22 protein-coding genes are annotated in these 26939 nt (G+C 48.9%); 13 read left to right on the top strand and 9 right to left on the bottom strand.

The window, feature by feature from the left end; translation table 11 throughout:
• The first annotated feature begins 11 nt into the window (after positions 1–11).
• From NX722_RS28015 to NX722_RS27980, 8 genes are all read left to right on the top strand, one after another.
• Complete coding sequence (locus tag NX722_RS28015) at positions 12–1442, top strand: lipopolysaccharide biosynthesis protein (protein ID WP_262566096.1); 1431 nt, start codon at positions 12–14, stop codon at positions 1440–1442.
• A gap of 9 nt (positions 1443–1451) precedes the next feature.
• A complete protein-coding gene (locus tag NX722_RS28010) occupies positions 1452–2999 on the top strand; it encodes an O-antigen ligase family protein (RefSeq protein ID WP_262566095.1) in 1548 nt (515 codons plus the stop codon).
• A 27-nt stretch (positions 3000–3026) separates the two neighbouring features.
• Complete coding sequence (locus tag NX722_RS28005; RefSeq protein ID WP_262566094.1) at positions 3027–4157, top strand: glycosyltransferase; 1131 nt, start codon at positions 3027–3029, stop codon at positions 4155–4157.
• A gap of 214 nt (positions 4158–4371) precedes the next feature.
• A complete protein-coding gene (locus NX722_RS28000; protein ID WP_262566093.1) occupies positions 4372–4899 on the top strand; it encodes a hypothetical protein in 528 nt (175 codons plus the stop codon).
• Positions 4892–6400, top strand: coding sequence for a GumC family protein (locus tag NX722_RS27995; protein WP_262566092.1), 1509 nt, complete (start codon positions 4892–4894; stop codon positions 6398–6400). Before NX722_RS28000 ends, NX722_RS27995 begins: the two co-directional genes overlap by 8 nt.
• Positions 6397–7521: a glycosyltransferase gene (locus NX722_RS27990; RefSeq protein ID WP_262566091.1), complete on the top strand. Its 1125-nt coding sequence runs from the start codon at positions 6397–6399 to the stop codon at positions 7519–7521. Before NX722_RS27995 ends, NX722_RS27990 begins: the two co-directional genes overlap by 4 nt.
• On the top strand, positions 7514–8743 hold the full coding sequence (locus NX722_RS27985) for a glycosyltransferase family 2 protein (protein ID WP_262566090.1): 1230 nt from the start codon (positions 7514–7516) through the stop codon (positions 8741–8743). Before NX722_RS27990 ends, NX722_RS27985 begins: the two co-directional genes overlap by 8 nt.
• Positions 8744–8747: 4 nt before the next feature.
• Positions 8748–9389: a sugar transferase gene (locus NX722_RS27980; RefSeq protein WP_262566089.1), complete on the top strand. Its 642-nt coding sequence runs from the start codon at positions 8748–8750 to the stop codon at positions 9387–9389.
• A gap of 20 nt (positions 9390–9409) precedes the next feature.
• Here NX722_RS27980 and NX722_RS27975 read toward each other — a convergent pair whose 3' ends face one another.
• The 3 genes from NX722_RS27975 to sctC all read right to left on the bottom strand — a co-directional run bounded on the left by NX722_RS27975 (position 9410) and on the right by sctC (position 14315).
• Positions 9410–10330 carry a gluconeogenesis factor YvcK family protein gene (locus NX722_RS27975; RefSeq protein WP_262566088.1) on the bottom strand — a complete coding sequence of 307 codons (921 nt, stop codon included), beginning with the start codon at positions 10328–10330 and terminating at the stop codon, positions 9410–9412.
• Positions 10331–10367: 37 nt separating this feature from the next.
• Complete coding sequence (gene glpD, locus NX722_RS27970) at positions 10368–11981, bottom strand: glycerol-3-phosphate dehydrogenase (protein WP_407648052.1); 1614 nt, start codon at positions 11979–11981, stop codon at positions 10368–10370.
• A 150-nt stretch (positions 11982–12131) separates the two neighbouring features.
• On the bottom strand, positions 12132–14315 hold the full coding sequence (gene sctC, locus NX722_RS27965; RefSeq protein ID WP_262566087.1) for a type III secretion system outer membrane ring subunit SctC: 2184 nt from the start codon (positions 14313–14315) through the stop codon (positions 12132–12134).
• A 254-nt stretch (positions 14316–14569) separates the two neighbouring features.
• Here sctC and sctX point away from each other — a divergent pair, with 254 nt between their 5' ends.
• The 3 genes from sctX to sctV all read left to right on the top strand — a co-directional run bounded on the left by sctX (position 14570) and on the right by sctV (position 17466).
• Positions 14570–14980 (top strand): type III secretion apparatus assembly protein SctX, encoded by a 411-nt coding sequence (gene sctX / locus NX722_RS27960; RefSeq protein WP_262566086.1) that lies wholly within the window; start codon positions 14570–14572, stop codon positions 14978–14980.
• A 37-nt stretch (positions 14981–15017) separates the two neighbouring features.
• Positions 15018–15317, top strand: a complete 300-nt coding sequence (locus NX722_RS27955) for a tetratricopeptide repeat protein (RefSeq protein WP_262566085.1) — start codon at positions 15018–15020, stop codon at positions 15315–15317.
• Positions 15318–15378: 61 nt separating this feature from the next.
• Positions 15379–17466: a type III secretion system export apparatus subunit SctV gene (gene sctV / locus NX722_RS27950; RefSeq protein ID WP_262566084.1), complete on the top strand. Its 2088-nt coding sequence runs from the start codon at positions 15379–15381 to the stop codon at positions 17464–17466.
• Here the strand turns inward: sctV and NX722_RS27945 are convergent.
• From NX722_RS27945 to NX722_RS27930, 4 genes are all read right to left on the bottom strand, one after another.
• Entirely contained in the window at positions 17461–17988 is a 528-nt protein-coding gene (locus tag NX722_RS27945) for a GNAT family N-acetyltransferase (protein WP_262566083.1), read from the bottom strand. The two genes, sctV and NX722_RS27945, sit on opposite strands and share 6 nt — an antisense overlap.
• Positions 17989–18065: 77 nt before the next feature.
• Entirely contained in the window at positions 18066–19193 is a 1128-nt protein-coding gene (locus NX722_RS27940; protein ID WP_262566082.1) for an aminotransferase class V-fold PLP-dependent enzyme, read from the bottom strand.
• A 50-nt stretch (positions 19194–19243) separates the two neighbouring features.
• A complete protein-coding gene (locus tag NX722_RS27935) occupies positions 19244–20605 on the bottom strand; it encodes an FAD-dependent oxidoreductase (protein ID WP_262566081.1) in 1362 nt (453 codons plus the stop codon).
• 66 nt (positions 20606–20671) lie between these two features.
• The gene (locus NX722_RS27930; RefSeq protein WP_262566080.1) at positions 20672–22306 is read right to left on the bottom strand and encodes a BCCT family transporter; all 1635 of its coding nucleotides are present in this window, start codon (positions 22304–22306) and stop codon (positions 20672–20674) included.
• A gap of 407 nt (positions 22307–22713) precedes the next feature.
• Here NX722_RS27930 and NX722_RS27925 point away from each other — a divergent pair, with 407 nt between their 5' ends.
• The gene (locus tag NX722_RS27925; RefSeq protein WP_262566079.1) at positions 22714–22875 is read left to right on the top strand and encodes a helix-turn-helix transcriptional regulator; all 162 of its coding nucleotides are present in this window, start codon (positions 22714–22716) and stop codon (positions 22873–22875) included.
• Between the two features lie 30 nt (positions 22876–22905).
• Here the strand turns inward: NX722_RS27925 and NX722_RS27920 are convergent, their stop codons facing one another.
• Both NX722_RS27920 and NX722_RS27915 read right to left on the bottom strand, forming a co-directional pair.
• Complete coding sequence (locus NX722_RS27920; RefSeq protein WP_262566078.1) at positions 22906–24810, bottom strand: ATP-binding protein; 1905 nt, start codon at positions 24808–24810, stop codon at positions 22906–22908.
• A 154-nt stretch (positions 24811–24964) separates the two neighbouring features.
• On the bottom strand, positions 24965–25294 hold the full coding sequence (locus NX722_RS27915; protein ID WP_262566077.1) for a hypothetical protein: 330 nt from the start codon (positions 25292–25294) through the stop codon (positions 24965–24967).
• 161 nt (positions 25295–25455) lie between these two features.
• On the opposite strand from NX722_RS27915, the gene NX722_RS27910 reads away from it, so the two are divergent.
• Positions 25456–26880, top strand: coding sequence for a transposase (locus NX722_RS27910; RefSeq protein WP_262566076.1), 1425 nt, complete (start codon positions 25456–25458; stop codon positions 26878–26880).
• Positions 26881–26939: the final 59 nt, after the last annotated feature.

Below are 26939 nucleotides of genomic sequence, written 5' to 3'. Positions count from 1 at the left end.
GAGGCAACCACATGGAAGTGGGTCATAACGTTATAAAGGGTCTGAAGGTTGGCGCTATGCTCAGGCTGGCTGCCCAGATTTTTACCTGGTTAAATACCCTGATTCTTATACGTCTGCTGACGCCTGATGATTATGGCCTGATGGCTATGGCTACCGTATTTATTGGCGTGCTTGCCCTGATGGGCGACTTTGGCATCGGCAAAGCCATTATTCAGACGGAACACCTGACACCACAAATCCTAAGACAATCATTTACCGTTAATATTATTTCCTGTGTGGCACTTTTTCTGCTGTTTTATTGCTCAGCTCCATTGATTGCAGACTTCTTTTCCGAACCCAGAGTGACCATTCTGATTCAGGTCATCGCCGCTCAACACCTCATTATGATTTTTCATACCCTGCCCTATGCGCTGGCCAGCCGTAATATGCTGTATAAACAAAGAGAAAAAGTACAGTTTTTCACTACCCTGAGTACCAGTGTCTTTACTCTGGCACTGGCTGCCTCAGGGGCTGGCGTATGGTCACTGGTTCTGGGACACCTGTTTATGCGAACCGTTGCCATGATCGGCTTCTTCCGGTTGCAGCCCTGCTGGATTCTCCCGGCCATGAGTTTTCGCGGTTTTGCCCAGATCGCAGCTTTCAGCGGTATCGCCACCATCAACGACGTTCTTCGTTATGCCTATAACATTTTTACCAGCATCAGCATCGGTCGCCTGCTGACTAAAGCAGACCTGGGGGTATTTTCTGTCGCGCAAAATCTTGCCAACCTGCCCAGCGACAAAATAGGTGAATTGCTGAATCATCTTGGCCTGTCATCCTTTGCGAAACTTCAGAATGAAACAGACGTTGCCGGTCAATACCTCTTAAAGTCTGTGCGGCTGGGCAGTCTGATTCTGTTTCCCATGTACTTTGGAATGTGTGCCGTGTCGCCGGAATTAATTACTCTGGTGCTGTCGGATAAATGGCTGGCAGCCATTATTCCCTTTCAGTTTCTTTGCCTGTCCAGCCCGTTTCGCATGCTGTCAGAAATACTGGCGACCGCCACTACCGCCATTGGTAAACCCGAACGTAACACTTATGCACTGGCAGGCTCCCTCCTTATGCTGCCCATGGTTTTTTTGGGTATTCAGTACGGAGTGGCAGGCGCGGCTATGGCGTGGTTAGGCATTTCCCTGATCAGCTTTGCCCTGCATATAAAAACCATGCTTTCCCTGTTTTCGGTGTCCGTCAACCAATTACTGGGCGCTATGCTGCCAGGGTTTATCAGCGCTGCCGTTATGCTGGCTGGCCTGCAATGGTTCCGGTCAGCTTTTGCGGCAGAATTTAACAGCTGGCTGTTCTTTACCATAACCGTTGCTCTGGGGGCTTTACTTTATGGGACAGTAATGCTGACTGGTTTTAGGCAACAGACGCTTACCGTCGTTCGTTATCTCAGGCACTGAGTCATTGTTATGAACACCCCAGAGGCATTGAACCAGGTCACTGTACAGAAAGTCACTGCACAGGAGGAGTCATGGGTCGGATTACTCCTGAACAGCAAGTACAAAAACAAGTTCGTAATAGTGTACTGCCTGCTGGCTGCCCTGCCGCCGCTGATTTTTCCTCACCCTGTATTGTTGCTGCCCCTGGCGGTCATTCCACTTGGTCTGATCTTTATTCTCAAAAAACCGTTTGTCGTCTGCCTGATCTTCATCCTGTTTTCATTTTTCCGTTTGCATGAAGTCTTCCCGCAACTGGACCCGATCAAGATACCGTTACTGACGGCACTGGCTTCTTATTTTGTACTGGCATGGCACATTATTCTGACCCGGAAGGTGAAAACCTACTGGCGGCACGAGCACACTATTTTTGGCCGTTTTTTTGGTTGGGTGGTTATCGGAATAGTGTTCTCCAGTCATCCGGGTTCAGCCTTTGGCAGTTTCACCAGTGTCTACATGAAGATCGGTATCATGGTGCTGGCCATCTCCTGGCTGATGACCGAAAAGTGGCACTTCAGGCTGGCGCACCTGCTCATTATCTGTGCGGGCCTGGCGGTAGGCGGAGTCACCCTGTTTAACAAAGCCAATGGTATCGGCCTGGTTGAAGAAACCCGTGTCACCATACCCGGCACCAGCCTGGGAGACCCCAATGACTTATCTCTGGTATTGAGTTTTCCAATGAGTTTCGCCATTGGTTTCGCAGCCACCCGGGGGACTGGCAAATTTAAAACTCTACTTGGCCTTATTGGGTTTGGTGTCTTTATTTCTGCCATTCTCGCTACCCAGAGTCGGGGTGGTTTGCTGGCAACTGTTGCCGTTCTGGGGATATTTGGTCTGCGCATCATCAAGTCCAAATTACTGTTGATCAGTATTGGCAGTTTTGGCCTGATGATTCTGGTGGCCGCAGCCGGTATCAGCGACCGGAAATCCGGCGGTGCCTCAGAAGAAGGGGTGGACGAATCGGCAATGGGTCGTATACATGCCTGGGAGGCCGCTTTCCTGATGGGGCTCAGAAACCCGATGACGGGCGTAGGGTTATCGATGTTTCTGGATAATTACTGGGACTACGCCACCCACAGCAGGGCACAGGGAAAGGCGCACGTTACCCACAGTACCTGGTTTCAGGTGCTGGCTGAGTCTGGTTTTGTTGGGCTGGGGCTGTTCCTGTTTCTGATTTACACCATGTTTCTATCAATCCGCGGTAACCTTGCCCGGCTGGATAAGTTGAGGGGGACGCCAGAATACGACCCGTCGATGACGGCCATAACGGTAGGAACCTATGCCGGTCTGGTGGGTTTCTGCGTTTCCGGCAGTTTCCTGAGCCAGGGTTTCCTGTGGCCCATCTACATTATCACCTCTATAGGCATCGCCATTGCGAACTTCATGGATAACCATTATCCCGAACCTGAGCCTGAATTAAAGGATGAGGAAGGTACGGCAGATAAAAAAGGAAAGTCTGCCAAAGCCCTGAAGAGAAAAGGTTCTTTAAATGCAAAACCGGTTAATCCTCTGGCTAGATGACAATCAGTATTCAAATGGAGAACCATAATGGCTGACCTGGTGGTGTTCGGAGAAGACTGGGGAGGACTGCCATCCAGTACACAGCACCTGATAAGTCATTTATTGAAAAGGCACCGGGTGATCTGGATTAACTCCATTGGCATGCGAAGCCCAAAGCCCGGCTTTAAAGATTTAGTTCGTGTGATTAATAAACTCAGGGCGATGTCAGGCCTCTCCAGAACCTCTGAAAGGGTTAACGATAGCCCAAAGCCAGTTATTCTGAACCCAAGAGTTATCCCCTTCCATGGGCTGTCACTGGTTCGAAAAATCAACAAACGCTGGCTGACAAAGCAGATTCAGTCAGCCTGCACCACCCATGATTTCAAAGACATTATCCTCTGGGTTTCTCTGCCGACTGCGGTTGACGTGGTGGGAGCGCTCAATGAGAAAGCTTCCATCTATTATTGTGGCGATGACTTTAACGCCCTGGAAGGCGTCGACCATTCAACCGTTCAACCCATGGAGCGAGAGCTGATTAGAAAAGTTGACCTTATTCTGGTCGTCAGCGAAGAACTTGCCCAAAAGTTCCCCGGGCCAAAAACCGTTATGCTGCCCCATGGCGTTGATTTTGACTTGTTTTCAACGCCTGCCCCTCATCCCGGTGACTTTCCGGATGAAGGCCCAACGGCCGGATTTTACGGCAGCCTGTCTGAGTGGCTGGATGTGGAAATGATGGCACAAACGGCTACCGCCATGCCCAGCTGGAATTTTGTCTTTGTCGGAGCGGTAAAGACAAAAGTTGGCGTCCTGGAAGAACTCCCTAACGTTCACTTCCTTGGTCCCAGAGCCCACTCTCAACTACCCGCCTATGTCCAGCACTGGGATGTTGCCATGTTGCCGTTCAGACACAACCGTCAGATTGAAGCCTGTAACCCATTGAAATTGCGTGAGTACCTGGCTTCCGGAACAGCGATTGCCAGTACCGATTTCCCGGCAGTGAGGGTTTATCAGGAACAGGTAGCCATTCAAAAACATAAAGAGCCCTTTTCAAGGGTGATACAAAGGGCTTTTGAAAATCGCGACCACACGCAAACAAGGCAGGCCATGGTCGTTGATGAGTCCTGGCAGCATCGGGCAAACCAGCTGGAAGACCTTGTCAATCATTTGGCAGAACAGTGATGACTACCACCCCGCCAACCCTGAAAATTACAACTACAATTAAATACAACCTGAGCATCTAAGAGACTGATGTAGAAGTAAAAATTCGTCAAAAACCAATAATAAAACGACAGTTTTCTACTTCTATAACTGAAGCTCTAACGCATAATTGACGCTACAGGTCTTTAACTGGCTCTTTAACTGGCAAATCTGTGATGTGAAAGGAAGCCCTGCAGTGAAAAGGATATTCAGTTTCCAGACAATCACCCTCTGGCTCATGGCTGCCTGGCTCATAATGGTGCTGCCAGTACTCTCTGGATGTGCCAATAAAAATGGTCAAATGGGCCCGATTCAGGCGGCCATGGCTGGTACTGAGGAAGAACCAGCAACGAATCAGCAACTTTTGGCTTCCATCGAAAAGATGATTGAAGAGCACAGGGGCAAAGGTTACAGCGACCACGCTTTCGTACGCAAAATGTCGCTTCACTATGAGCCCAGTATTCGAATGCTGACCGATCATCAAAAGAAAATCATTGAGTTATTTTTTCAAACACTACCAGCCAATGATTCGATCAGTATTATTATTTCGATCTCTCCCACATCCAAAGAAAATGGTTTTGAGGACCTGCATACCTCCTGGTTGCGAATACAGGGTCTTAAAAACCTGTTGCAAAGCTATACGCCAGACATAGAGGAGCTGTACCAGCCCGGTCAGGCCAGGGACACAGTAGTCATTCAGGTGTTCGGAGGAAAAGGTGTCTAACGACGTATTACTAAACCTTTTCCGGCTTTTGAATGTTGCCTGGGTGAGGCGTTACACCATTGTCATCCCCATGCTGATCATGCCTGTGATCGGTTTTGGCGTGAGCTTTCTGACACCCAAGTTTTATGAAGCTCACACCACGATTCTTTTGCAGGATACCAGTGAACTCAACCCGATTCTGGAAGACTTTTCCATTTCGACCAACCTGGAAGAACGACAGGCGGCGTTGAAAATTCTTCTCAAAAGCCGGAACGTTCTTGGGGCTGTTGCAAAAGATCTGGGTTATATCAACGAAGACTCCCCACAGAATATTGTGGATGAGCAGCTGGCTGAATTGTCTAATTCACTGTCAATTGTTTTTGGTGGTGAGCTGATCAAAATCTACTATCGCTCAGAAAACAGAACAGACATCGCCTTTCTGCTTGAGACGGTGACCAAACACTTTCTGAAAATTGTGCTGGCTCCCCATAAATCCTGGACCAGCACCTCAGAAGCCTTTCTGGAAAACCAGCTTGAACGGCAAAAAATGGATTTGAAGGCAGCGGAAAAAAGGCTGTCCGATTACAAAGCCAAATACGCACTGGAGCTGCCGCAACTTCATAAAGCCAATATTTCTCGTCTGGCCGAGCTAAGGCAGCTGTTGACAGAAAAAATGACAGACCTCGCTGGCGCTGAAGCGTCTATGGAAGAATTCAATGGCAACCTGGCCCAGACCAACCCTGTAATCGGAAAACTCGAAGAGCGCCTGATCGCCATTCGTGCCGATCTGAGTATGCTGCGATCCCGTTACACAGAACAACACAGTAAAGTACGTGCCGCTTCCAGAGAGTTCGAACGCCTTGAATCCGAGAGAAAACGGTTGATATCGGAAACCTCTCAGCTTACACCGGAAGACATTAAACGACTCTGGAACCTTGCTGCCACCAGTGCTGGCAGTCTGGATATTGGCAATCAGGGTACAACCACCACCATTCTGGCATCCCAGTTACAGGCCGTGCAGGATGCTAATGCCAGAGTGATTGGCTTGAAAAATGAGGTAGAAAGCATTCGAAAACAGTCCCTGAATCTTGAAAGCAGGGTTCGGGATTTTGCGGAAGTTGAGCGTAGCCTGACGGAGTTACAGCGGGATTACGACGTCAAGCTCAAGCTGTATGAAGATTTCCTGAATCGTTACGAGATGGCGAGGGTATCGGGCGACCTGGGTCGCTATGAAGAGATGGAGCGGGTAAAAGTCATCGACAAACCTTTTACTCCCAGTCGGCCTAATGTCATACCAGCCGCCCTGTTTATTGTTGCCGGCTTTTTTGCCGGGCTTGGTATAGGGACAGGCCTGGCTGCTATTTCAGAAATATCAGACACCAGCCTGCGTTTAAGAGAAACCGTGGAGACAATGACCGGTTTACCAGTCATCACCCGTCTGCCAGCAATGCCCCAGGCTCTGCCACTGACTTATAACCCGCAGACCGACTCATTCTCACATGAAGAGGGAGCCAGCGCATGAAACAACCTGTTATAGCCCAGATTGCACAGCAGCTTGCTCCCGGCGGCATTGAGACAATGGTTCTCGATCTGCAAAGCGGTGCAGACAACCCTGAGCAGGTACACATCATCAGCCTTGAAGGAACAGAGACCTCTCTTAAGGACAACTGGTCAAGATTGCAGAATGTTCCCCGCCTGCATGCCCTTAACAAGCCGCCGGGGATTCAGCTGTCGACTATTCGCCAGCTGGCAGATTTACTTCGCTCCCTTAATGTTGATGTCGTTCACACACACCATGTTGGCCCCATGCTGTATGGAGGGCTGGCTGCCAAGCTGGCAGGCTGCGGTCATGTTCACACGGAACACGATGCCTGGCACCTGGCTAACCTTAAGCGCAGAATTCTGGTTGGCACCTTTTTCCATCTGCTCAGGCCAACCGTTATTGCTGACGCCCGACTGGTGGCACAGAGCATTCAGCGTTACATTCCAATGTTCCCCACTGAAGTCATCATGAACGGCATCAACACTGAACGCTTTCACCCCGGTGACCAGAATCAGGCCCGTCGCCACCTTGGGCTTCCCACGGATGTACCTGTTATTGGCTGCGCAGCCCGGCTGACCGCCGTAAAGTCCCACGATATTCTTCTCTCCGCTTTTGCCCGACTGCCCGAAAACACGCACCTTGCACTGGCGGGCGGCGGCGAGCTGGAAACATCATTGCGGCAGCAAGCTGCCTCTCTTGGTGTTTCAGACCGGGTGCATTTTCTGGGTGTTGTCGGGAACATGCCGGAATTTTTCCGTGCCATTGACGTCTTCTGCCTGGCTTCGCAGCGAGAAGGTTTGCCATTGTCGCCTTTAGAGGCACAAGCCTGTGGCAGACAGGTTGTTATGACCGATGTAGGGGGCTGCAGTGAAGCCACTGCCCCGGATTATGGTTTGCTTGTACCTGCAGGCGATATCGACAGCTTATCAACAGCCCTGCAACGTCAACTGGAAGAGGGCTGCTCTGACAGTGCCAGACTGTCTGCCAGAGCCTTTGTGAGAGAACACGGCGACCTGAAGCGCATGATTGCCCAATATCAGGGTTATTACCTGCACAGCCTCGGAAGACAGGGAAAACCCGGGGAGGGCTGTGATGCTTGACGGGTTAGCTCTTACCCTGTTTATTGTCGCGTGCATAGTGATTATTTATCATCATGCAGGGTACCCTTTGTTACTGCGCGTACTGTCCAGAAAACATCCCTCGCCACCGCCCTATTTTCACCGGCATTTTAATGTTACGCCTCTCGATCTGATGTTACCCAGAATCTGTCTGGTCATGCCTGCCCACAATGAGGCTGACACCATTTCAGACAAAATCTACAACCTCGGCACACTGGACTACCCGGAAAACAAACTGCGCATCATTATTGTCTGCGATGGCTGCACCGATGAAACAGCTGACATCGCCCGGGGTGCCGCAAAAGCCAGAGAGAACAGACATCTCACCATTGATGTGGTCGATAAGCCGGACAACTGTGGCAAAGTCGCTGTTCTGAATGAAGCGATCAGTCTCTGCAACTGTGATGTGGTGGTTCTCTCCGATGTTTCAGCACTGCTATCCATAGACAGCTTATTGATCACTGCCTCCCAGCTCAGTGAAGACGATACCGGTGTCGTGTGCGGCAGCTATCAGTTTTTCCAGTCACTCAGTGCAGGCGAACAGGCTTACTGGGCGTACCAGCGTCAGATTAAGACCCGTGAGAGTGCGATTGGCGCTACTTTGGGTGTCCATGGCGCATTTTATGGATTTCGCCGCAAACTGTTTGAACGACTACCTCCGGACACCATCAATGACGATTTTGTTCTGCCCGTCAGTATCGTCATGAAGGGCTACAAATGCCTTTATGACCCAAGGATTGTTGCGGTCGAACTGGAACAGGCCTGCAATGAGATGGACTTCAGTCGTCGCAAACGAATTGCAGCAGGCAATGTTCAGCAGGCTATTCGCTGCATTGGTTTATTGCAGCCACGTTTTGGCAAGATCGCCTTTAACTTTTTCTCTGGCAAATTCCTGCGCCCAATGATGCCGGCTTTTCTCTTTCTGGCGCTGGTTTCATCAGCCTGGCTGGCTCCCCACCACTGGTTTTACACACTGGCTTTTACTGGACAGTTAATCGCTTATCTGGTTTCAGGGCTTTACATACTGACGGGCAGCCAGCCCGGCTGGAAGCCTTTGAGAGTGATTTATTACATCGTTTCCGGACACCTTGCCATGGGCATCGGATTACTCCGATACGCCTTTGGTCTGGAGTCAGGGCAATGGAAAAAGGTCGAACCCGGTTCGGCAGTCAAAAAAAGCAAGGGAAGTACCCAAGGAGTATAACGTTATGAAAGACGTCACTTATGTTCACCCCGTTACTGCCATTGGTAAACGGGCAATGGACATGACTGTTGCTATTATCGGGCTCGTACTGACACTGCCACTGTTTCCGCTTATCGCCATTGCGATCAAAATGGATAGCCCCGGGCCTGTTTTTTACCGGCAGATGCGAATTGGCTATCAGCGAGACAACTATATCAGCCTGTTCCAAATGATTAAGTTTCGTTCCATGCGTGCTGATGCCGAAGCCAAAAGTGGCCCGGTGTGGGCGCAGAAAAATGACCCACGAATCACCAAACTGGGTAACTTCCTGAGAAAAACCCGTCTGGATGAACTGCCACAACTATGGAATGTACTGGTTGGCGATATGTCCATTGTCGGACCAAGACCTGAGCGCCCCGGTATGTGCAACAGGCTGGAAAGTAATATTCCCTTTTATACGGAACGCACCTACGACGTAGTACCCGGCCTGACCGGTCTTGCTCAGGTTAACCTTGGATACGATGAAAGCATTGACGACGTCCGCAACAAAGTGGCCTACGACCACGCTTATGCGCTGGCGCTGAGCAGCCCTCTGGACTGGTTAAAAATGGACACTTTCGTTATGTTCAAGACATTTACAGTCATGGTACTCGGAAAGGGGCAGTAATCAGGACATTACTACCCTTATCAGACGTTATTGGCAAGGTGCTGCTGTGCGAGAAGATCCAGAGCTTTTCTCATGGCTTCCCGGCTGTGAGCCCCTTCCTGATGCAGGTCAGAAAGTGGCAGCTGTCGTATCGCACAGCAAACGTCTTCCGGGCGGTCATACTCTTCAGGCCATAACAACACGTCAGGATAAACCCCCGTCATCTCTTTCATCCAGCCGAGCTTTTCGGCAATAGGCTGTTTACCGACAACAGTCGTCTCCGGATTGATATTACCCACAAACACCTTCAGGGCATTTGGGTTATTGTTAATCGCTTCAGCAATGCCTTTCATCAGCAAAGAAGGCAGGATACTGGTCATGAAGCTGCCAGGTCCCAGAATGATCATATCGGCCTGTTCAATAACGGAAACGGCTTCCGAAGTCGGCTTGATATCAGGGAGCAGCATCAGTTTGTCAGGCCGTTTATCCAATGCATCAATGATGGTTTCTCCGACTATTTTTTCACCATTTAACATGGCAGCCAGTCTGGCGGGTTCCTCAGACATTGGAATAAGCTGCGCCCCAACCTGCAACATTTTGCGAATGAGGTTAACCGCATCCAGAGGGCGAACACACATTTGATCCATTGCCAGCATAATCAGGTTGCCCAGATTGTGACCACTGAGCTCCCCGCTGTTTTTGAAGCGATATTCAAACAGGATTCTGGCAAGGTTAGGGCTGTCAGAACAAAGCTGGTTAAGGCAGTTGCGCAGATCGCCCCAGGCGATACACCCACTGGCTTCTCTGAGCCGGCCTGTTGATCCGCCATCATCGGTGGTGGCAACAATGCCTGCCAGCTTTTCTTCCATAAAGCCAAGGCTGGCCATGACACGTCCTAAACCGTGCCCACCACCGATGGCAACAATTTGACGACACTGGTAGAGTGCTTTTAAGGATTCCATTGAATGTCGGATAAGCCAAATAAGAATAATAAAAGGATTATAGATTATTAATAATACTATCGTCTCGATCTGGCTTATGGTTAGCCTGACTGATCAAGATGTCGCTTTCAGACGGTGAAAATCGTTCAGGCACTAACTCGGGAAGCCGTTTCCGAAGGTAATCCTCCAGTACACCAGCCTGGTCATCTGACAGAAACATCCCCAGTTTACTGCGGCGCCAGAGTATATCATCGACACTGTAAGCCCACTCGTTGAGTATCAGATAATCCACTTCGGCGGCATAAAGGTCGGCTCCAAAATATTGCCCAAGGTCATCTGGACTGGACGCTTCCTGCAACCATTGCCTCGACAAAGAGCCATAACTTTGACAAAGCCTGCGGGCAAATGAATCACTCAGCCATGGATAGGCATTCTGAAGACTTTCTATAAACGACTCGGGAGACTCAAACCCATCAGTCCCCGGAAGGCGATGGTCTGCTGTCCATGACGAGCGCATCTCCGGAAAATAGCCCGACAGTTTCTCAGAAGCGGCCTCTGCCAGTTTGCGATAGGTCGTCAGCTTACCGCCAAACACTGACAACAACGGCACACGACCTTCTACATCTTCAAGCTCAATGGTGTAATCCCTGGTAATCGCCTGTGGTGAATCGGATTCATCCTCACACAATGGCCTCACACCTGAGTAACTCCAGATAACATCCTCTGGCGATACCTTGTTTTTAAAATGCTGATTAACAACGTCACATAAATAGCGCTGTTCTTCTTCAGAACAGGATGCTGAAACCGGATCGCCATTGTATTCAACATCCGTCGTACCAATCAGGGAGAACTGCTCCAGCCAGGGCGTCACAAAAACAATGCGTCCATCCTGATTCTGCAGAATAAAAGCTCTCGGTTCATCGTGAAGCTTTGGCACCACGATATGACTGCCTTTAATTAACCGTATCCGCCGTGGAGCCTGTTCACTGAGTACAGAATCAAATAGGGAGCTCACCCAGGGACCCGCTGCGTTAACCAGGGCATGACAGGTTACTTCGGTTTCTCTGCCTGTCAGCCGGTCTTTCAGCAAAACATGCCAGAGTTGATTGTCACACCATGCTTTCACCGCTTCTGTCCGGGTCAGAACCGTACCACCCAGACGCTGCAAAGACATCGCATTCAACACCACCAGCCGGGCATCATCGACCCAGGCATCAGAGTATTCAAAGCCCTGAACAAACTCCGATTTCAGGGGGGAGGTTTCTGAAAACCAGACTTTTTGTGATCCGGGCAAAGACACCCGGGAACTGAGGTAGTCATAGAGAAACAGTCCTGCCCGAATTAACCAGGCAGGTCTGAGCTGAGGCCGGTGAGGCAAACAGAAACGCATTGGTCTGGCAATATGGGGCGCTATTTTTAACAACACTTCACGTTCAGCCAGGGCTTCTCTGACCAGTCGAAACTCATAATGCTCAAGATATCTGAGGCCACCATGAATCAACTTACTGCTGGACGATGAAGTCGCACCCGCCAGGTCATCTTTTTCGCAAAGCCCAACCTTCAGGCCTCGCCCGGCGCAATCGACCGCAATCCCTGCGCCATTGATGCCACCGCCCATAACAAAGACATCAAAGTCTGCTGTTTTCATTGTTTTTTTTAAAGCTACAGCCATTGTTTTTTTCCAGCCCTTAAGGTCATGGAAAACTATCATACGACCAATTGCGAATAATTACGAATAATTACGAGCAATAAGGAAAGGAAGCACCCATCAACGGATAGTGGACAGCGGACAGCGGAATGCGAAAGTGATATCGATACCTGATCAGGTATCGATATTGATAATCCGGGGAGAGATAAGGAACAGGCGAACCTGCTGGCGATTAACCGTTTTTTCATTTCGAAACAGTGTACCGAGGACTGGAATATCCCCAAGAACCGGAACTTTTGTCGCATTCTCGGTTTCTGTTTCCTGAACAAAACCACCGATCAGCAGGCTTTCAGATTCATTAACAACCGCCTGGGTACTGATTGAGCTGTTAGTGACTTTGGGCAGTGAAGCGCCTTCTGCTGTCTCGTCACCACCGTTCTGGATATTCACGCTCATGTGAATTTTCCGGCCTTTTTTCTCGTTAACAATTCTTGGGGTCACTTGTACAACGGTTCCGGATGTCACCGGAAACAACTCAGCGTCTTCGGTGCTTTCCACTTTGACATAAAAGGTACTGCTGCTATCAAAAACGGCTTCAAGGTTGTCCAGTGTCAGTATGGATGGTCTGGACACTACCTTTGCACGACCTTCATCTGCCAGCAGACTCAGCCGCGCATTAAAGCTTCCCAGGTTCATACCCACCACCGTGGTGAATGACTGAAAGTCCTTGGCGTGTGCAGAGCCTGCCGGATCGAACTTAAGTTCAGAGTTGGTTCCACGCGTGTTATTCCAGTCAACCCCTAACGCAGAAATATCCTGTGAATTCACATCAATAATCGAAACACTGACTTCTACCTGGGCTGAGGGTTTATCCAGGGATTTAATCAGTTCTTCATACATGGGCATCTTAGACTCAAGATCATGCACGATAATCGCATTCAGCCGGGGGTCTGCATTAATCAATACTTTCTCAGCCTCTGCTCCTGCATTCAACTGCTGCGCCCCGGAGCTGGCAGCATCCTGAGCGGCTCTAACAGCGGCTTTTCTTTCTGCTGACCGTGTCACACCCTGAGCAGGCTTGAGAGAAGGCGTTGCCAGAGTCTGTCGGGTAACCTGGGCAACGCCGCCACCGCTGATAATACTGCGCAACAATGTAGAAACGCCCGGCACCACAACCTGCTGACCCCGAAAGTTAAACTGCTTGTCTGTCGCCCAGGCGTACTTCAGGCGGAACATTCTTACGGACAGCTGACTTTTTTGCCGGTCACCTTCTTTTTTATCCAAAAGCTCTGCGGTCTGAGTCACCATTTCAACATAGCGAGGCGGACCGGAAACATAAACCAGCCCATTCTTTGGCTGTTCTTTCCAGAAAAACCGACCATCCCAGATCCCCACACGTTTGAGCGTTTTCTTGAATTTATCAATGCTCATGTAGTTCAGGCTGATAATCTTTTGCTGGGCAGCATTACCGTTGTAAACGTAGAGCGTATGTCCATCGAAATACCAGATAAAGCCATAGACATTGGACATGTGATCCAGAAAGTCAATCGGCGTCAGCGGCCCTATTTTACCATTAACCTGCCCTTCCAGATCTTCAGCCAGAATAGTGGGAATATAATAACTGGCCGCAAAATTCTGCAGAACTTCCGCCAGGTCCTCCCCGCTGCCGTAATAGGCATAAGGTCGCTCACCAAAAGCTTCCAGAGATGGCGAAGAATCATCAGGTACGTTTTCCGATGTGTTTTCGGATTCGTCCATTTCTGCTTCAGTATCTGTTTCAACCTTCGCCTTGACAGCTATGCCCTGATTCAGCATTTTGGCATCATTATCAATAGGCAGGTCAAAGCCAGTCTGTTGTGGGCTTTGTTTTAAAGGTGGCTTCGGGTTCGCTGAATTCAGCTGGTAGTTATAATCAACACTGTCTACACCAGAACCCATATTTGGGTCTTCCAGCCATTGCTGCAATTTATAATATTCTTCCTGGGTCGGTCTGGCTTCTCTTGGAGGGAATGACTGGGCATCAAGAGAGTTCATCTCCTGCCTCCCTGACTGAACCGGCAACTGTTCGATTGGAATATAAATAGTCTGCCCGGTCATCAGCCGGTCAGGATTGGTAATATTGTTGTAGGAAATCAGTTCGTAAACATCGAACCCGTAATTTTCAGCAATAATGGCAAGGGTTTCATCTGGCCGAACAATATGTCGGCGGGCATTCTCTTTATCAATACGAGCCCAGTTGCTGTTTGAAATAGCATTTGGAGCGACCAGCGTGAACATCAGAGGAATAAGCAATGCCCACTTAATGCACCGATTTTTACACTGCTCAATACAACGATGCAGGTTGATAAGAAAGCTCATTACACGAGTGCCTCCATGCCAGTCTCGCTACAGCTCACTTCAACTACTTAATCAAACAGCTAACGATTCATTACAGTTAGCTGCTCATTACAGCTAACTAGTCATTATTAATACTTCGTCAATTAGCACAAAAAAATAAAGCTTTAATACTGAAATCAAGCAAAAAATTCCATTTAATTGACAGTGTATCCAACTCCGCCCCCTAATTCTAATGCTTTTAGCCTGACCGCTTTCAGGTCATCACCAGGTGGCCGATGAAATGCCTATTCGATTTCCACAAAAAGAATACGACTATGGATGTTTCATTCAACAGTGGCCTGTCTGGAATTTCCAGAATAGCCGCAGATGCGGTCGATAAAGACTTTCCTAAAGATAAGTCCTCGTTTAAGCCTTCTGGCGAAAGCATCACCGCTCACTTCTGGACAGCTCTTGAAATGGGCCGGACTTTTCAGAACCGGGAAAAACGATTCGCCATGAACGTCAACTCATCATCATTATCATTATCACCCGATGAACATCACATGATGACTAATCTGGCATTAGCCATTTTTGAGCAACGCAAAAATGAAAGCCCGGAATTTCAGAAGGCGCTTGACGTTTTACAGGAGTCGAAAGAGCTTCAGGAAATGTTGATGATGAGCCGAAATATACTGGTGGCAGGGTGATATTTAGAAGGCGGAATTGGAATAAGGGAGACATTCTATGGATAAAACGCTGAAAGAATGGTTATTCGCTCAGGCTTCTTATTATCTTGAATATTTACAGCCCCGCAAGTCGATCGCCCTGCTCGAAGCCATGCGTCAGATGGAACCTGAGAACCCTGATGTTCATCGCATGCTGAGCTATGCCTACCTTCAAACTGACCAGCCTGCAGAGTCCATTAAGGCTGCCGATAGTTTTCTGCAGTACGTAAAGCCCGGCACCGATACCCGTGCCATAAAATGGATCAAGGGACGCGCCCTGCTCAGGAAGAAAAAGTTGAAGAAAGCCGCTGTACGTTAACCCCTGCTTTCCGCCTGATTTCTGCCTGAAAGGTTAAGCCCCGAACAATCAGGCTGAATGCATGAATCCAGTTCTTATCGGTCTCCAGAAAATGGGCCAGCGCAATGACCTGATGCTGGCTGTTTTGCTGGTAGCCATTGTTGGCCTGATTATCCTGCCCATGCCCACCCCTGTGGTGGATTTTTTGATTGCCCTGAACATGGGCCTGTCCTTTATTCTGATGATGACGTCTATTTACCTGAGGTCGCCTCTGGAGTTTTCGTCTTTCCCTGCAGTACTGCTGGTGACCACCCTGTTCAGGCTGTCATTGTCTATTACGACAACCCGCCTGATTCTTTTGCAGGCCGACGCCGGTGAGATTGTCTACACCTTTGGTAATTTCGTGGTAGGCGGCAACCTGATTGTAGGTATCGTTATCTTCCTGATCATCACCATTGTTCAGTTTCTGGTGATTACCAAAGGTTCAGAACGTGTTGCAGAAGTAAGCGCCCGTTTCTCTCTGGATGGTATGCCTGGTAAGCAGATGAGTATTGATGCCGACTTGCGTGCCGGTTCCATTGAAATGGAAGAAGCCCAGAAACGCCGGGAGCTGGTTCAGAAAGAATCCCAGATGTACGGCTCTATGGACGGAGCGATGAAGTTCGTCAAAGGAGATGCCATTGCTGGTCTGATTATCATCTTTGTAAACATCACAGCCGGGGTAGCCATTGGTTCCACCATGCTGGGACTGAGTGCTGGTGAAGCCCTTCAGCTGTATGCCATTTTAACTGTTGGGGACGGCCTGATTTCCCAGATTCCCGCCCTGCTGATCTCCATCACCTCCGGTATTATCGTTACCCGGGTATCGAACGAGGACTCCAAAGACCTTGGTAATGAAATCGGCGGGCAACTGCTGGATAAACCCAAAGCCCTTATGGTGGGTGGCGTTTTACTGCTTTGCTTTGCGCTGATTCCCGGCTTCCCGACCCTGATTTTCCTGTTTCTGGCAGCCTTTATCGGCGGCGGTGGTTACTACCTGTTAAAGAAAGCCGCCAAAGCCGAACACGATGAGGCAGAAGGCGGTATTCCTGCTATGGCAGCAGCCACCGAATCACCGGACAAAGCCAAATCACGTCTGGATCAACAGGAAGAGTTCACCCAGACACTGCCACTGATTATTGATGTACCCACTTCGATTCAGGAAAGTCTGGATACACAATCGTTGAACGACGAGTTACTGAAAGTCCGCAAAGCACTTTACATGGATCTGGGTGTGCCTTTTCCCGGTATTCACCTGCGCTTTAATGACTCCATGGCAGACAACACCTATTCTATTCTTTTGCAGGAAGTCCCCGTCGCCAGCGGCTATTTCCGACCCGGCTATATCTTTATCCGTGAATCCATTGACCATCTGGAAATGCTGAAAATTCCTTTTGAACAAGAGGACGATTTTCTGCCCGGACTGGACACTATCTGGGCAACCGAAGATAAGAAGGAACGTCTGGAAAAGAACAACGTTAACTTTATGGACGCTCCTAAAATTCTCACCTTCCATCTGGCTCATGTCCTGAAAAAGTACTCAGAAGAATTTATCGGTATTCAGGAAACCCGCTACCTGCTGGAGAAAATGGAAAGCTCGTTCGGTGAACTGATCAAGGAAGTGCAGCGTTTATTGCCCGTTAACAAAATTACCGAAATATTTCAGCGGCTGGTATCCGAAGATATTTCCATTCGCAACCTGCGCTCTATTCTGCAGTCACTGGTTGTCTGGGGGCATAAAGAGAAAGAAGTGGTTCAACTGACGGAATATGTCCGCTCATCATTAAAGCGTTACGTCAGCTACAAGTACTCCAATGGTAAAAACATGCTGCCGGTGTATCTGCTGGATCAGGATGTTGAAGACACCATTCGTGGCGGTATTCGCCAGACGTCTGCTGGCAGCTATCTGGCACTTGATCCGTCACAATCGGCACGGTTTGTGGAAAACGTTAAAAATACCGTGGGTAAAATAGGCCACCTGGAACACAAACCCGTACTGATTACGTCCATGGACATTCGTCGTTACGTACGCAAGCTGCTGGAACTGGAAGTGTATGATCTGGCCGTACTGTCACATCAGGAACTGACGGAAGAAATAACCGTTCAGCCTCTGGGCCGAATCTCTTTATGAGGCATCAGGATTAATTCGGGCGTACAGAAACTGGTCATAAAAGCGTTCACCTTTGTAGATGTGTTTTCTCAGAATACCTTCACGCTGATAACCACACTTCTCAAGCACTTTACAGGAGCCTTCGTTGTACTCCACAACATCGGCAAACAGCCGGACAATCTTCTTCTTTTTGAACGCATAATCTGAAGCAAAGGCGAGGGCTTTAGGCATGATTCCCCTGCCCCAGTGTTCTTCCGATATCCAGTAGCCAATCTCGGCGGAATAGCGATGCACATCCAGCTGCACAACAAAACCGATTTCACCGATGGCTTCCTGTCCACTGGCAATCACAAAGCGGGTATCCGGCTCGTGCTCCTTTACATGCTGAATCCACGCTCTGGCATGTTCAATACTGTAAGGGTTGGGAAAACTGTCTCTGAGATTCCGGGCAATGTTGGCATTGTTGCCATGGCGGGATAAAGACGATGCATCGCCATACAGGAAGCTTCTGACACTGTATCCATCACCCAGATCAAATCGCATATCCATTGCCTTTGAAAAGCCATCAACAGATAGGTCATCGGCTTAACAGAGACAGCCTTGAAAGGCTGGCGGCAGCGTTAAAAAATTTTGTCCAGGGCTTTATCCAGTGAAGCAATAGTCCGGTCGATATTATGCAGCTTGTCCAGACCAAACAATCCCAGGCGGAATGTTTTGAAGTCTTCAGACTCATTGCACATCAGTGGAACGCCACCAGCAATCTGCAAACCTTCCTCAATAAATTTCCTGCCGGTCTGAATCTCACTATCAGAGGTATAACTAACGACCACACCCGGTGCCTCAAAGCCCTCTGCTGCCACAGACTTGATTCCTTTTTCAGTCAGCAATTCACGAACCCGTCGACCCAGCTCCAACTGTTCTTCACGCACCTTCTCAAGCCCATAAGCTTCAGTTTCTTTGACAGTTTTACAAAAAGTATTAAGAGCATCCGTCGGCATGGTCGCATGATAGGCGTGACCACCCTTCTCATAGGCTTCCATAATCTGGAGCCATTTTTTCAAGTCACAGGAAAAGCTGCTGCTTTGAGTACCCTCAATTCGGTCACGAGCCAGCGGACTCAGCATTACCATGGCAGAACAGGGGGAGCTGCTCCAACCTTTCTGTGGTGCACTGATCAGAATATCAACCCCGGTTTTGCCCATATCAACCCAGATTGTTCCAGAGGCGATGCAGTCAAGAACCATCATGCCACCCACAGAATGAACGGCATCAGCGACAGATTTAATGTACTCATCGGGCAGCATCATGCCGGAAGAGGTTTCTACGTGGGGAGCAAAGACAAATTCCGGCTTTTCGGCAAGGATTCTGGCAACAACTTCTTCTAAAGGTGCCGGAGCAAACGGAGCGTCAATAGCATCACTTTCAGGGCGCGCCATCATCACAGTATGCTCTGAAGGAATATTCCCCGTTTCAAAAATCTGGGTCCAGCGATAGCTGAAGAAACCATTACGGATGACCAGGCATTTTTTATCAGCGGCAAACTGTCTGGCGACGGCTTCCATACCATAGGTGCCACCACCCGGCACAATGACAACAGAATGAGCGTTGTATACCTTTTTCAAAGTGGCAGAGATACCGTTCATAACCCCCTGAAAGGTGGTCGACATATGGTTTAGAGAGCGGTCGGTAAATACTACGGAATATTCAAGTAACCCATCCGGGTCAACGCTATCGAGTAAACCAGCCATTATGGCACTCCTTGAAGATCAGTTGTTTTAATTACTATTTAATGAATCATTCAATGAACACGAGCACCCTGCTCAACAAGGGCTTCCTGCAACCTTTGAATATCAACATCCGCTACATTAACGCCATCTTTCAAAGACAAAGCGGCTGCCATCCCCGCACCCTGCCCGGTAACAGCACAGCAAATCATATTACGGGTAGCGGCATGGGAAATTTTATCCCCAGCAATGCAGCGACCGGCTACCAGCAGATTTTCAACATTCTGTGGAATGAGTGCGCCGTAAGGTATTTCGAAATAACGCCCGGTAGTGGGAAGAATAATGATGCCGTAACCGTCAATAAATTCAGGGAAGATGCCAATGGAATCATCAAATCGCCCCTGGTTACGGATGTCTGATTCAGTGATCGTGCCGCGCCCCTCAATAATGCGAGATTCACGGGTTCCCAGAGTCATACCAAAGTTGCGGAGTTTGGCGCGCTCAAAACCGGGAATGTAAGCTCGCAGCGCGTCAATGGCCCATAGCGCCTGCTGGCGACCTTCCATTTCAGCTTTGGTTAAGTCCCGTACATCGGTACAGTCATAGCCAAAGGAATAGACCATATTCATCTGGCAACCTTCACCCGCTTCCGTAATGGTGCTCCAGGTACCGGCTATCGCCTGGGCATTGCCTGGAATAATGCCGTCTTCCTGAGCCTTGTTAAAAGCCTCTTCAATGTAGGGACTGAACATGTCGTCCTCCTTGCCGGAAGTCTCAACGCTCCAGTTTTTTCCCCAGTCGCCATACGTCGGTTTGAGTTCTGTACGAACATAGGTTTCAAACTTTTCCTTATCGACCCCTGCACAGTTGAATATGACAGTTACACCCATCAACTTATCCCTGTCATCCTTGGTAAATGGCGCGCCGGCCAGAGCCGCAATATCCGCATCGCCGGTACAGTCAATAATCCGTTTAGCCAGAATAGCCTGACGGCCGGATTTACCTTCTACAATAATCCCGGTAACGGCCGCCCCTTCCTTAATCACATCCACTGCCTGACAATGCAGCAATGGTTCGACTCCGGCTTCCTGAATCATTCGGTCTGCAACATACTTAAACCCTTCCGCATCAATAGCCTCACTGATGGACTGAGGCTCAGGCCGGGTAAAACCAAGCTCTTTCGCTTTTATTTCGTATTCACGACAAATGCCTTCTGAATCAACAGTCCCCTCATGGCGATACCAGGCAATCCCCTCAACCCCAACCTGAGAAATAACACCGCCAAAGCAGCCATAACGTTCAACAATCATGGTTTTTGCACCCGCCCGTGCCGAAGCTATTGCAGCCGTCAGCCCGGCCGGGCCACTACCCACAACAAGTACTTCTGTCGTCGCTAATACAGGTGTTTCTTTTGGCGGCTCAGTGATTGACAACATTTTTAGACCCCGGAGTAAAATCAGGCTCCCCTGAGAGAGTAGCCTGATCAAAGCCAATAAAATCAATTAAGCGTTTGCAAGAGAGGCAGCTACTTCTTCGTCCTGTTCAGGGAAAGTGGCTGGATCAAGATAAATTCGGCCCTCACCATCCGGAACAGGAAAACCGTTCGGGCAGTCCTGGTTAATCTGCTTAATAAAGCTACGGGCGATGATTGCAATCACAAAACAGAGTGGGAAACCTGTCAAAATAGAGACTGTTTGCAAAGGCTTAAGACTTTCAGGATTAATAAAATACAGAGCCAGGGATACAACACCGGCAAGAACCAGCCAGAAAGCAACATTCCACTGAGCCGGATCTTCATTTTGCTGCATTTGCTTTTGGGTAGCAGCCGCCAGGGAATAGCCAACAGCACAGTGACCAGTAATATAAGAGATCAGGGCAATCATACCGAAAGCAAAAACAAACACAGTACCAAACGGCATCTGCTCAAGCATGGAGTAAACCACGGCACCACGCCCCTGTTCATTCATAAGACTCATCAGGTCTAAAGTACCAGACATTTGCAGTTTAATGCCCAGACCTGGCAGTACCATGTAGAACACCATACAACCCAGAGAGCCGGCTACCAGGCCGCCAAGAACGACTTCACGAATCGTTCTGCCTTTGGATATCTTGGCAATAAACAACCCAAATGGCAGGGCATAAACCACCCACCAGGAGAAATAGAAGACAGTCCACGCCTGCGGGAAACCGCCCTCGCGGATCATATCCGTCGCAAAACTCATATAGACAAAGTTCTGCAACATCAGACCAAGACCTTCTACTGATTGATTAAGAATAAAGGCGGTTGGACCACAGATCAGGATTGCCAGCAACATAAGGATATCGGCCCGGACATTCCACTCACTCAGGACTGCGACGCCCTTTTTCAATCCCATAAGCAAAGCCATCAGAGGGATAAAGGTCCAGAGGAAGATGACAAAAGTATCCAGAAAGGCATTGCTGGACTCCCAGCCCATCACATAAACAATAGCGTTGGATATCATGGGAGTGCCCAGAGCCAGAGAGGTCATTACCCCGCCTACCATGCCAAACATATAGAGGAAATTAATTAAATGACCTGCAATGCCGTCAGCACTTTTGCCAATAACCGGGCGGGCGAATTCGCTCATTTTCAGAGTGGGTTTCTGGCGCACAAAGAAAAAATAGGCAATGGGAATAGCGCAGGCAATATACCAGGCCCAGGCTGAGGGCCCCCAATGGAACATGCCGTAACTCGATGCCCATTGAGCAGCTTCAACACTGCCGGGTTCAAGCCCGAACGGAGGGGCTTGCATAATCCAGATCCACTCCACAGCACCAAGATAAAGTACACTGCCGCCAGTACCGGAAGTAAAAATCAACCCCAGCCATGTAAAGGTTTTGAATTCCGGCTTCTCTCCTTCTTGCCCTAATACGATTCCGCCATAACGCGACATCGCCAGATAGATGCAGAATAAAACAATGCCAAAAGTAGCCAGCAGGAAAAACCAGCCTAACTCTCCCGTGGTGAATGCGTGAAGTTTACCCATAATCTGACCGCTATTTTCAGGATCGTATAAAAAGAAAATAGCCATAATCAAAGTGAGGATTGTGGCAGGCCAGAAAACAGCCTTATCAATGATATCCCCTTTATTCAACGCGTGTTGCGAAATACTCATTTCAGTCTCCCGCCAAGTATTATTATTTTTTAAAGACAGTGATATTCCGGCTGATTTTTAGCCAAAGCCTCTTTTTTAAAGCAAAGAAAACCCTTGTCGTTAACTGTTAAAATTAAACGATAGAAACTTTTTATCGCCAACAGGCAGGCAATTAACCAGTAGAATCCGGCTTTATTATTAGTGATTCAGTTCGGGGGCTGCCAGAAGAACCAGAGCATAAAGCACTTGCATCCACCAACAGAAAATATGAAATGCGTTCCTGATCTACCAAAGCATTCAGAACCTTCCCCTGTTATCTTCACCCTGAACTTCACTCGCACAAGTTGTCACAAAACAACAACTTTTTCATAGATACAAATCAACAAAGCACGGAAGTTTACGCATCAGAGTGAGGGGTCAGGGGGGGCTTGAAGGAAGAAGGCCTTACTCAGCAGGAGCTTGCAGACAAACTTCAAACCCAGAAAAGTGCTATCTCCCGCATTGAGAACAATTCAGAAGACGTGAAACTTTCAACTCTGGAACGATTTGCCTCAGCACTGGGTAAGAAACTGGAACTCAGGCTGGTATAGTAGCCCTGCCTTTTCAATAGGCAGGGGGGATCAGGTCGCCTGAGCAGAGGTATAGGCCTGTTTTGGCGAGTTTGGCTCTAAAGGAAAAGCTCTAAGTAGCTTTTTATCTCTCACCATCCGGTTCAGGTGGCTCTGCCTCAGAGGATCCGGAGATCGGCTCAGTAATTCAGCCAATACTCTTAAGGACAGGTAGCACTTCTTACAGGCCGCTATGATAACCTGCTCCATTTCATCTACTGGCAGCCTCTTCTTTTTTCTGGCTATTTCAGTAAGTTGCAGCAAATCATCAAGCAATATTCTGTCAACATTTCCCAGGCTCGTGATAATGAGTCTTCCGTCCTGATGCCTCTCCATAGCCGGGTGACTTTCATCGGAGTTTATATCCGTATCATCGGAGTTAGCTGCTAAACCATCGGAGCTGATTACGGAACCATCGGAGCTCAGGCTCAAATCATCGGAGCTTTTATAATCAATACCCATATAACCAGAGGCGGAAACCAGCTCTGTAGGAACCTCTTGAGGAAAGGGAATATCTGGCGTTGGAAGATGTGCCCCCGGCAAGCAATAGACCATACCTCTACCGCTGCCACTGGTTTCAAGCAACCTTTCTTTTACCAGTTGTTGAAGGGCACGAGATATATCTGACGGATGTTCGGTAGATATTTCCTGCAACCGTGCATGATTGACCACCGACTCAATCCCGGCTGTTGCCAAAATAACACGCTCCAGGCTGCCAAGTCGGGTAAACCTGTTACCGAAGCGCTCTAGCAACTGTGAAATAGTTTCTTGTGGCAGCAAATCAATCATTCGAAGTTCAAGCAGCGTCTGTTCAGGCTCCACACGTTCATGAAGACGAGGCTGCCGCCAGTGCTGACTGGACCAGCTGCTATAAATTTTCGGGATGCCTGAGCCTGCCCTCTCACCCAGGCCTATCATCAGAAACATCTGATGAATAGTTCTGTTGCGACAGTCGCTATCGCCTCCCTGTATAGCCTGCTCAATAGGAATTCGCATCAGGCCGGGGTTACGAAAGCCGAACATATCTGGTCTCTTGACCACTAATACAGACATTCGCCCTGAATAATCGGCATGTACCAGGGTGTTTACCAAAGCTTCCCGAAGTGCCTCATGAACAGGAGTGTGGTCTTTTCTCTGCCCACCATCCAACTGAAAAGGTACTTTGAGATCAGCGGTCAATTTATTGATAACTCTACGATAGAAATCAAACAGGTTTCCAGACCATGTGCCATCAAGCGTAATTCGGTCAATCCAGCGAAGCTCAGCTTTGGCTTCAGGTCTCTCCTGATAATCCAGAAGATAATTAGACACCCCTTCCTGAATAGCGGGAAGCTGGCCGAACATTAACAAACCTGCCAGTGTTAAGCCTTCCTCACCGGTCTTACGGTTCTTGCGCCATCCTCCGATACAACGAAGAAACTCCTGATGGTCGTGTTTATTGTATGGATGTGTTGGTTTATGGTTCTGGAACATTTGGCGGTAGTCCTGCAAAGACTCCATATCCAGATCGGCCAAAGTAAAGCCATCAAGCAAGCGAGTATCCCGACTCTCTTCAACCTGCTCAGCCAACATCCTGCGTACATTTTCCGGGTCGCACAAATGATCGCCTTCATTGAAGCGACGATAAGTACCCTGCATAGGGTTGTTGTTTAAGTAGACAGGTTTTTGTTGACGGTTCGCTCTCGGGACATGAATGCGAATAACAGTCTTATCACCCAAAGTGATTGGCTTAATATCCTGATCATCGAGATAGTTGGCACTGACTTTGCCTGAGTTCAGTGTGTTCCACAAATCAGCAATCATCTTATCTGCTTTGACTACCCCAATGACTTTAAATGCCCCCACAGGCTTCTCACGAACACCGAGAAATATATCGCCGATTCGTATTAGCCATTGCACTGAAAGTCTTCCAGACATCCTTAGGCACTTCACCCTGCCCATTTTTTCCACCTGCCAGCTTAAACTCTACTTCGGTTCCTTCTTTCAAGCTGACGATATCTTCAAGGGAGCTGATCGTTTCTGTCATATAAGCAATATTCCGGAATAGAGTGTGGAAAAACAGGAGATATTATCAAGGTAAGCTCTGCACGATAACACGAACCAACCTCCTGTTCAGCCTTAAGTCAATCTGCTGACTGGTCAGCTGGTGCATAGCGGTAAAATCTGCAAAGCCTGCAGCAACAGCCTGACCGTCCATTTCGACCATGGTTCGCAGAATCTGGTGTAATCCAGCTGTGGGTTCGAGGAATAGGGGGTAGTTTGCTATTGGAATACGCCCGCCGCAACCAAACAGGCCAAAGGTGGTGCGGCTGAGCATATCCAAAGACGCTGCAATCAGACCAATCTGCAACGCATCGTAGTATTTGAACAGGTCATCATAGACGTTACACTCGACTCTCAAGTTTTTCTCTGACCGAATGAGCAGGTACTTGGGTTTTTGCGCTGGTCTCGCTGCTGCCACTCGGGCTTCACGGCTTCGCAGAGCCTTCATCGTGGCAACAGGAGGCCAGCTGTACCAAGCTTGGTAGATGCAACTGATTTCCGCAACTTGCTCCTTTGCTTATGCTTGTTCGTGTTTTGCCCTGTGCCACTGGTTTTATAGATCGTCTCAATAATGCCCTGATGTCAATGGGCTGTCCGCTTTCACGTACGCAACGCCACTTTCTGGCCTTTGTTCTTTGCGCAACCATTCTGACCGAGAGGCTCTGCTGGGCCACCTTTGAACGGCGAAGCCTGGGACAGTACACGTCTGCGGCCTTATGGTGGATGTTTTACAAGTCAACCATTGCCTGGCATTTACTACTGCGGCTTAGTGTCTCTGTCATTATCGAGTCATACCATCTGACCGAAGGCAATCTCCTGCTGGACGATACTGGACGCAACCCGTGTAAGAAAACCTCGAAGATTAGCAAAACCCACAAAATTAAAGATAAGAAAACCAGTGGCTACGTAAATGGGCAGGAACTGGTCTTTCTGGTGCTACAAACGCCGCTGGTGACTATTCCCGTTGATTTCCGACTTTACATGCCAGATCCTGATGTGACCCAGTGGCGTAAGAGTTGCCAAGAGCTGAAGACCCGGGGAGTTCCACCTAGCCAAAGACCCAGACGACCCAAGCCCAACAGTGACTTCCCGACAAAACAGGAGCTGGCACTGGAAATGCTCCGTGAGTTTCACGAGAATTTCCCGGGTTTTATTATCAGTGGCACACTCGCCGATGCCCTGTATGGTAACGCTCATTTTATGGACTGCGCCTCAGAAGTGTTTGGCGGGACACAGGTAGTTAGCCAGTTACGTTGGAACCAGAAAGCCATACATAAGGGTAAGGAGATTTCGCTGAAAACCTACTTCAACCGCATGGAGCCCGGCGTTGAGAAAACTTTGGTCATCCGTGGCGGCAAGGAGCAGAAGGTAACGGTTTTAAGCGCACGCCTCAAAATCAAATCACACGGCAAGAAGCGTTTTATCATTGCCCTGAAGTATGAAGGGGAAAAGGATTATCGTTACCTTGCTGCTACCGATCTCTCCTGGCGTCACGATGATATCGCCAGACTTCACACCCTGAGGTGGTTGATCGAGGTGTTCTTCGAGGACTGGAAACTTCACGAGGGCTGGTGCAACAGAGCCTTGCAGCAAGGCGATGAAGGATCTAAGCGTGGCGTGATCCTGAGCGTGCTGTGTGACCACATGTTGCTATTGCACCCGGAACAATCCGCCCGCCTGGAACACAAACAGCCTGCGCTTACCGTTGGCTGCCTGGTCGAGAAGCTCAGGATGGATGCCTTGCTGGAGGTTATCCAGACAGTGGTTGAGTCTGAAAATCCGAAGAAAGAATTTGAACGCCTGACAGAGGCAATAAAAGACTACCGCCCAATAAGGGAGTCCAGTAAGCACATGGTAGGCAGAGAATTGGGCAGGCAGGCTCCAACGCCATCACTCAAATACAAATTGCCCGAATATTGCACACTCGTTCATCAAAAAACTTGAGAGTCGAGTGAAACAATCAAAGGATTCTTCAGGTTGCACGATACCAGTTATGCTTGCAG

This window comes from Endozoicomonas gorgoniicola (assembly GCF_025562715.2).
In the GTDB taxonomy this organism is placed as follows: Bacteria; Pseudomonadota; Gammaproteobacteria; order Pseudomonadales; family Endozoicomonadaceae; genus Endozoicomonas_A; species Endozoicomonas_A gorgoniicola.
The sequence above is the reverse complement of the archived record's forward strand: the minus strand, read 5'-3'. Positions and strand labels throughout refer to the sequence as shown.

Coding starts and splice junctions, on each gene's coding strand:
- NX722_RS27930 (WP_262566080.1), bottom strand. CDS start 22,306: ATGAGTATTTCGCAACACGCGTTGAATAAAGGGGATATCATTGATAAG.
- NX722_RS27940 (WP_262566082.1), bottom strand. CDS start 19,193: ATGGCTGGTTTACTCGATAGCGTTGACCCGGATGGGTTACTTGAATAT.
- glpD (WP_407648052.1), bottom strand. CDS start 11,981: ATGGCTGTAGCTTTAAAAAAAACAATGAAAACAGCAGACTTTGATGTC.
- sctX (WP_262566086.1), top strand. CDS start 14,570: ATGAAATGCCTATTCGATTTCCACAAAAAGAATACGACTATGGATGTT.
- sctV (WP_262566084.1), top strand. CDS start 15,379: ATGAATCCAGTTCTTATCGGTCTCCAGAAAATGGGCCAGCGCAATGAC.
- NX722_RS27980 (WP_262566089.1), top strand. CDS start 8,748: ATGAAAGACGTCACTTATGTTCACCCCGTTACTGCCATTGGTAAACGG.
- NX722_RS27920 (WP_262566078.1), bottom strand. CDS start 24,810: ATGTCTGGAAGACTTTCAGTGCAATGGCTAATACGAATCGGCGATATA.
- NX722_RS28015 (WP_262566096.1), top strand. CDS start 12: ATGGAAGTGGGTCATAACGTTATAAAGGGTCTGAAGGTTGGCGCTATG.
- NX722_RS27955 (WP_262566085.1), top strand. CDS start 15,018: ATGGATAAAACGCTGAAAGAATGGTTATTCGCTCAGGCTTCTTATTAT.
- NX722_RS27975 (WP_262566088.1), bottom strand. CDS start 10,330: ATGGAATCCTTAAAAGCACTCTACCAGTGTCGTCAAATTGTTGCCATC.
- NX722_RS27910 (WP_262566076.1), top strand. CDS start 25,456: ATGCTTGTTCGTGTTTTGCCCTGTGCCACTGGTTTTATAGATCGTCTC.
- NX722_RS27990 (WP_262566091.1), top strand. CDS start 6,397: ATGAAACAACCTGTTATAGCCCAGATTGCACAGCAGCTTGCTCCCGGC.
- NX722_RS28005 (WP_262566094.1), top strand. CDS start 3,027: ATGGCTGACCTGGTGGTGTTCGGAGAAGACTGGGGAGGACTGCCATCC.
- NX722_RS27945 (WP_262566083.1), bottom strand. CDS start 17,988: ATGCGATTTGATCTGGGTGATGGATACAGTGTCAGAAGCTTCCTGTAT.
- NX722_RS28010 (WP_262566095.1), top strand. CDS start 1,452: ATGAACACCCCAGAGGCATTGAACCAGGTCACTGTACAGAAAGTCACT.
- NX722_RS27935 (WP_262566081.1), bottom strand. CDS start 20,605: ATGTTGTCAATCACTGAGCCGCCAAAAGAAACACCTGTATTAGCGACG.
- sctC (WP_262566087.1), bottom strand. CDS start 14,315: ATGAGCTTTCTTATCAACCTGCATCGTTGTATTGAGCAGTGTAAAAAT.
- NX722_RS27985 (WP_262566090.1), top strand. CDS start 7,514: ATGCTTGACGGGTTAGCTCTTACCCTGTTTATTGTCGCGTGCATAGTG.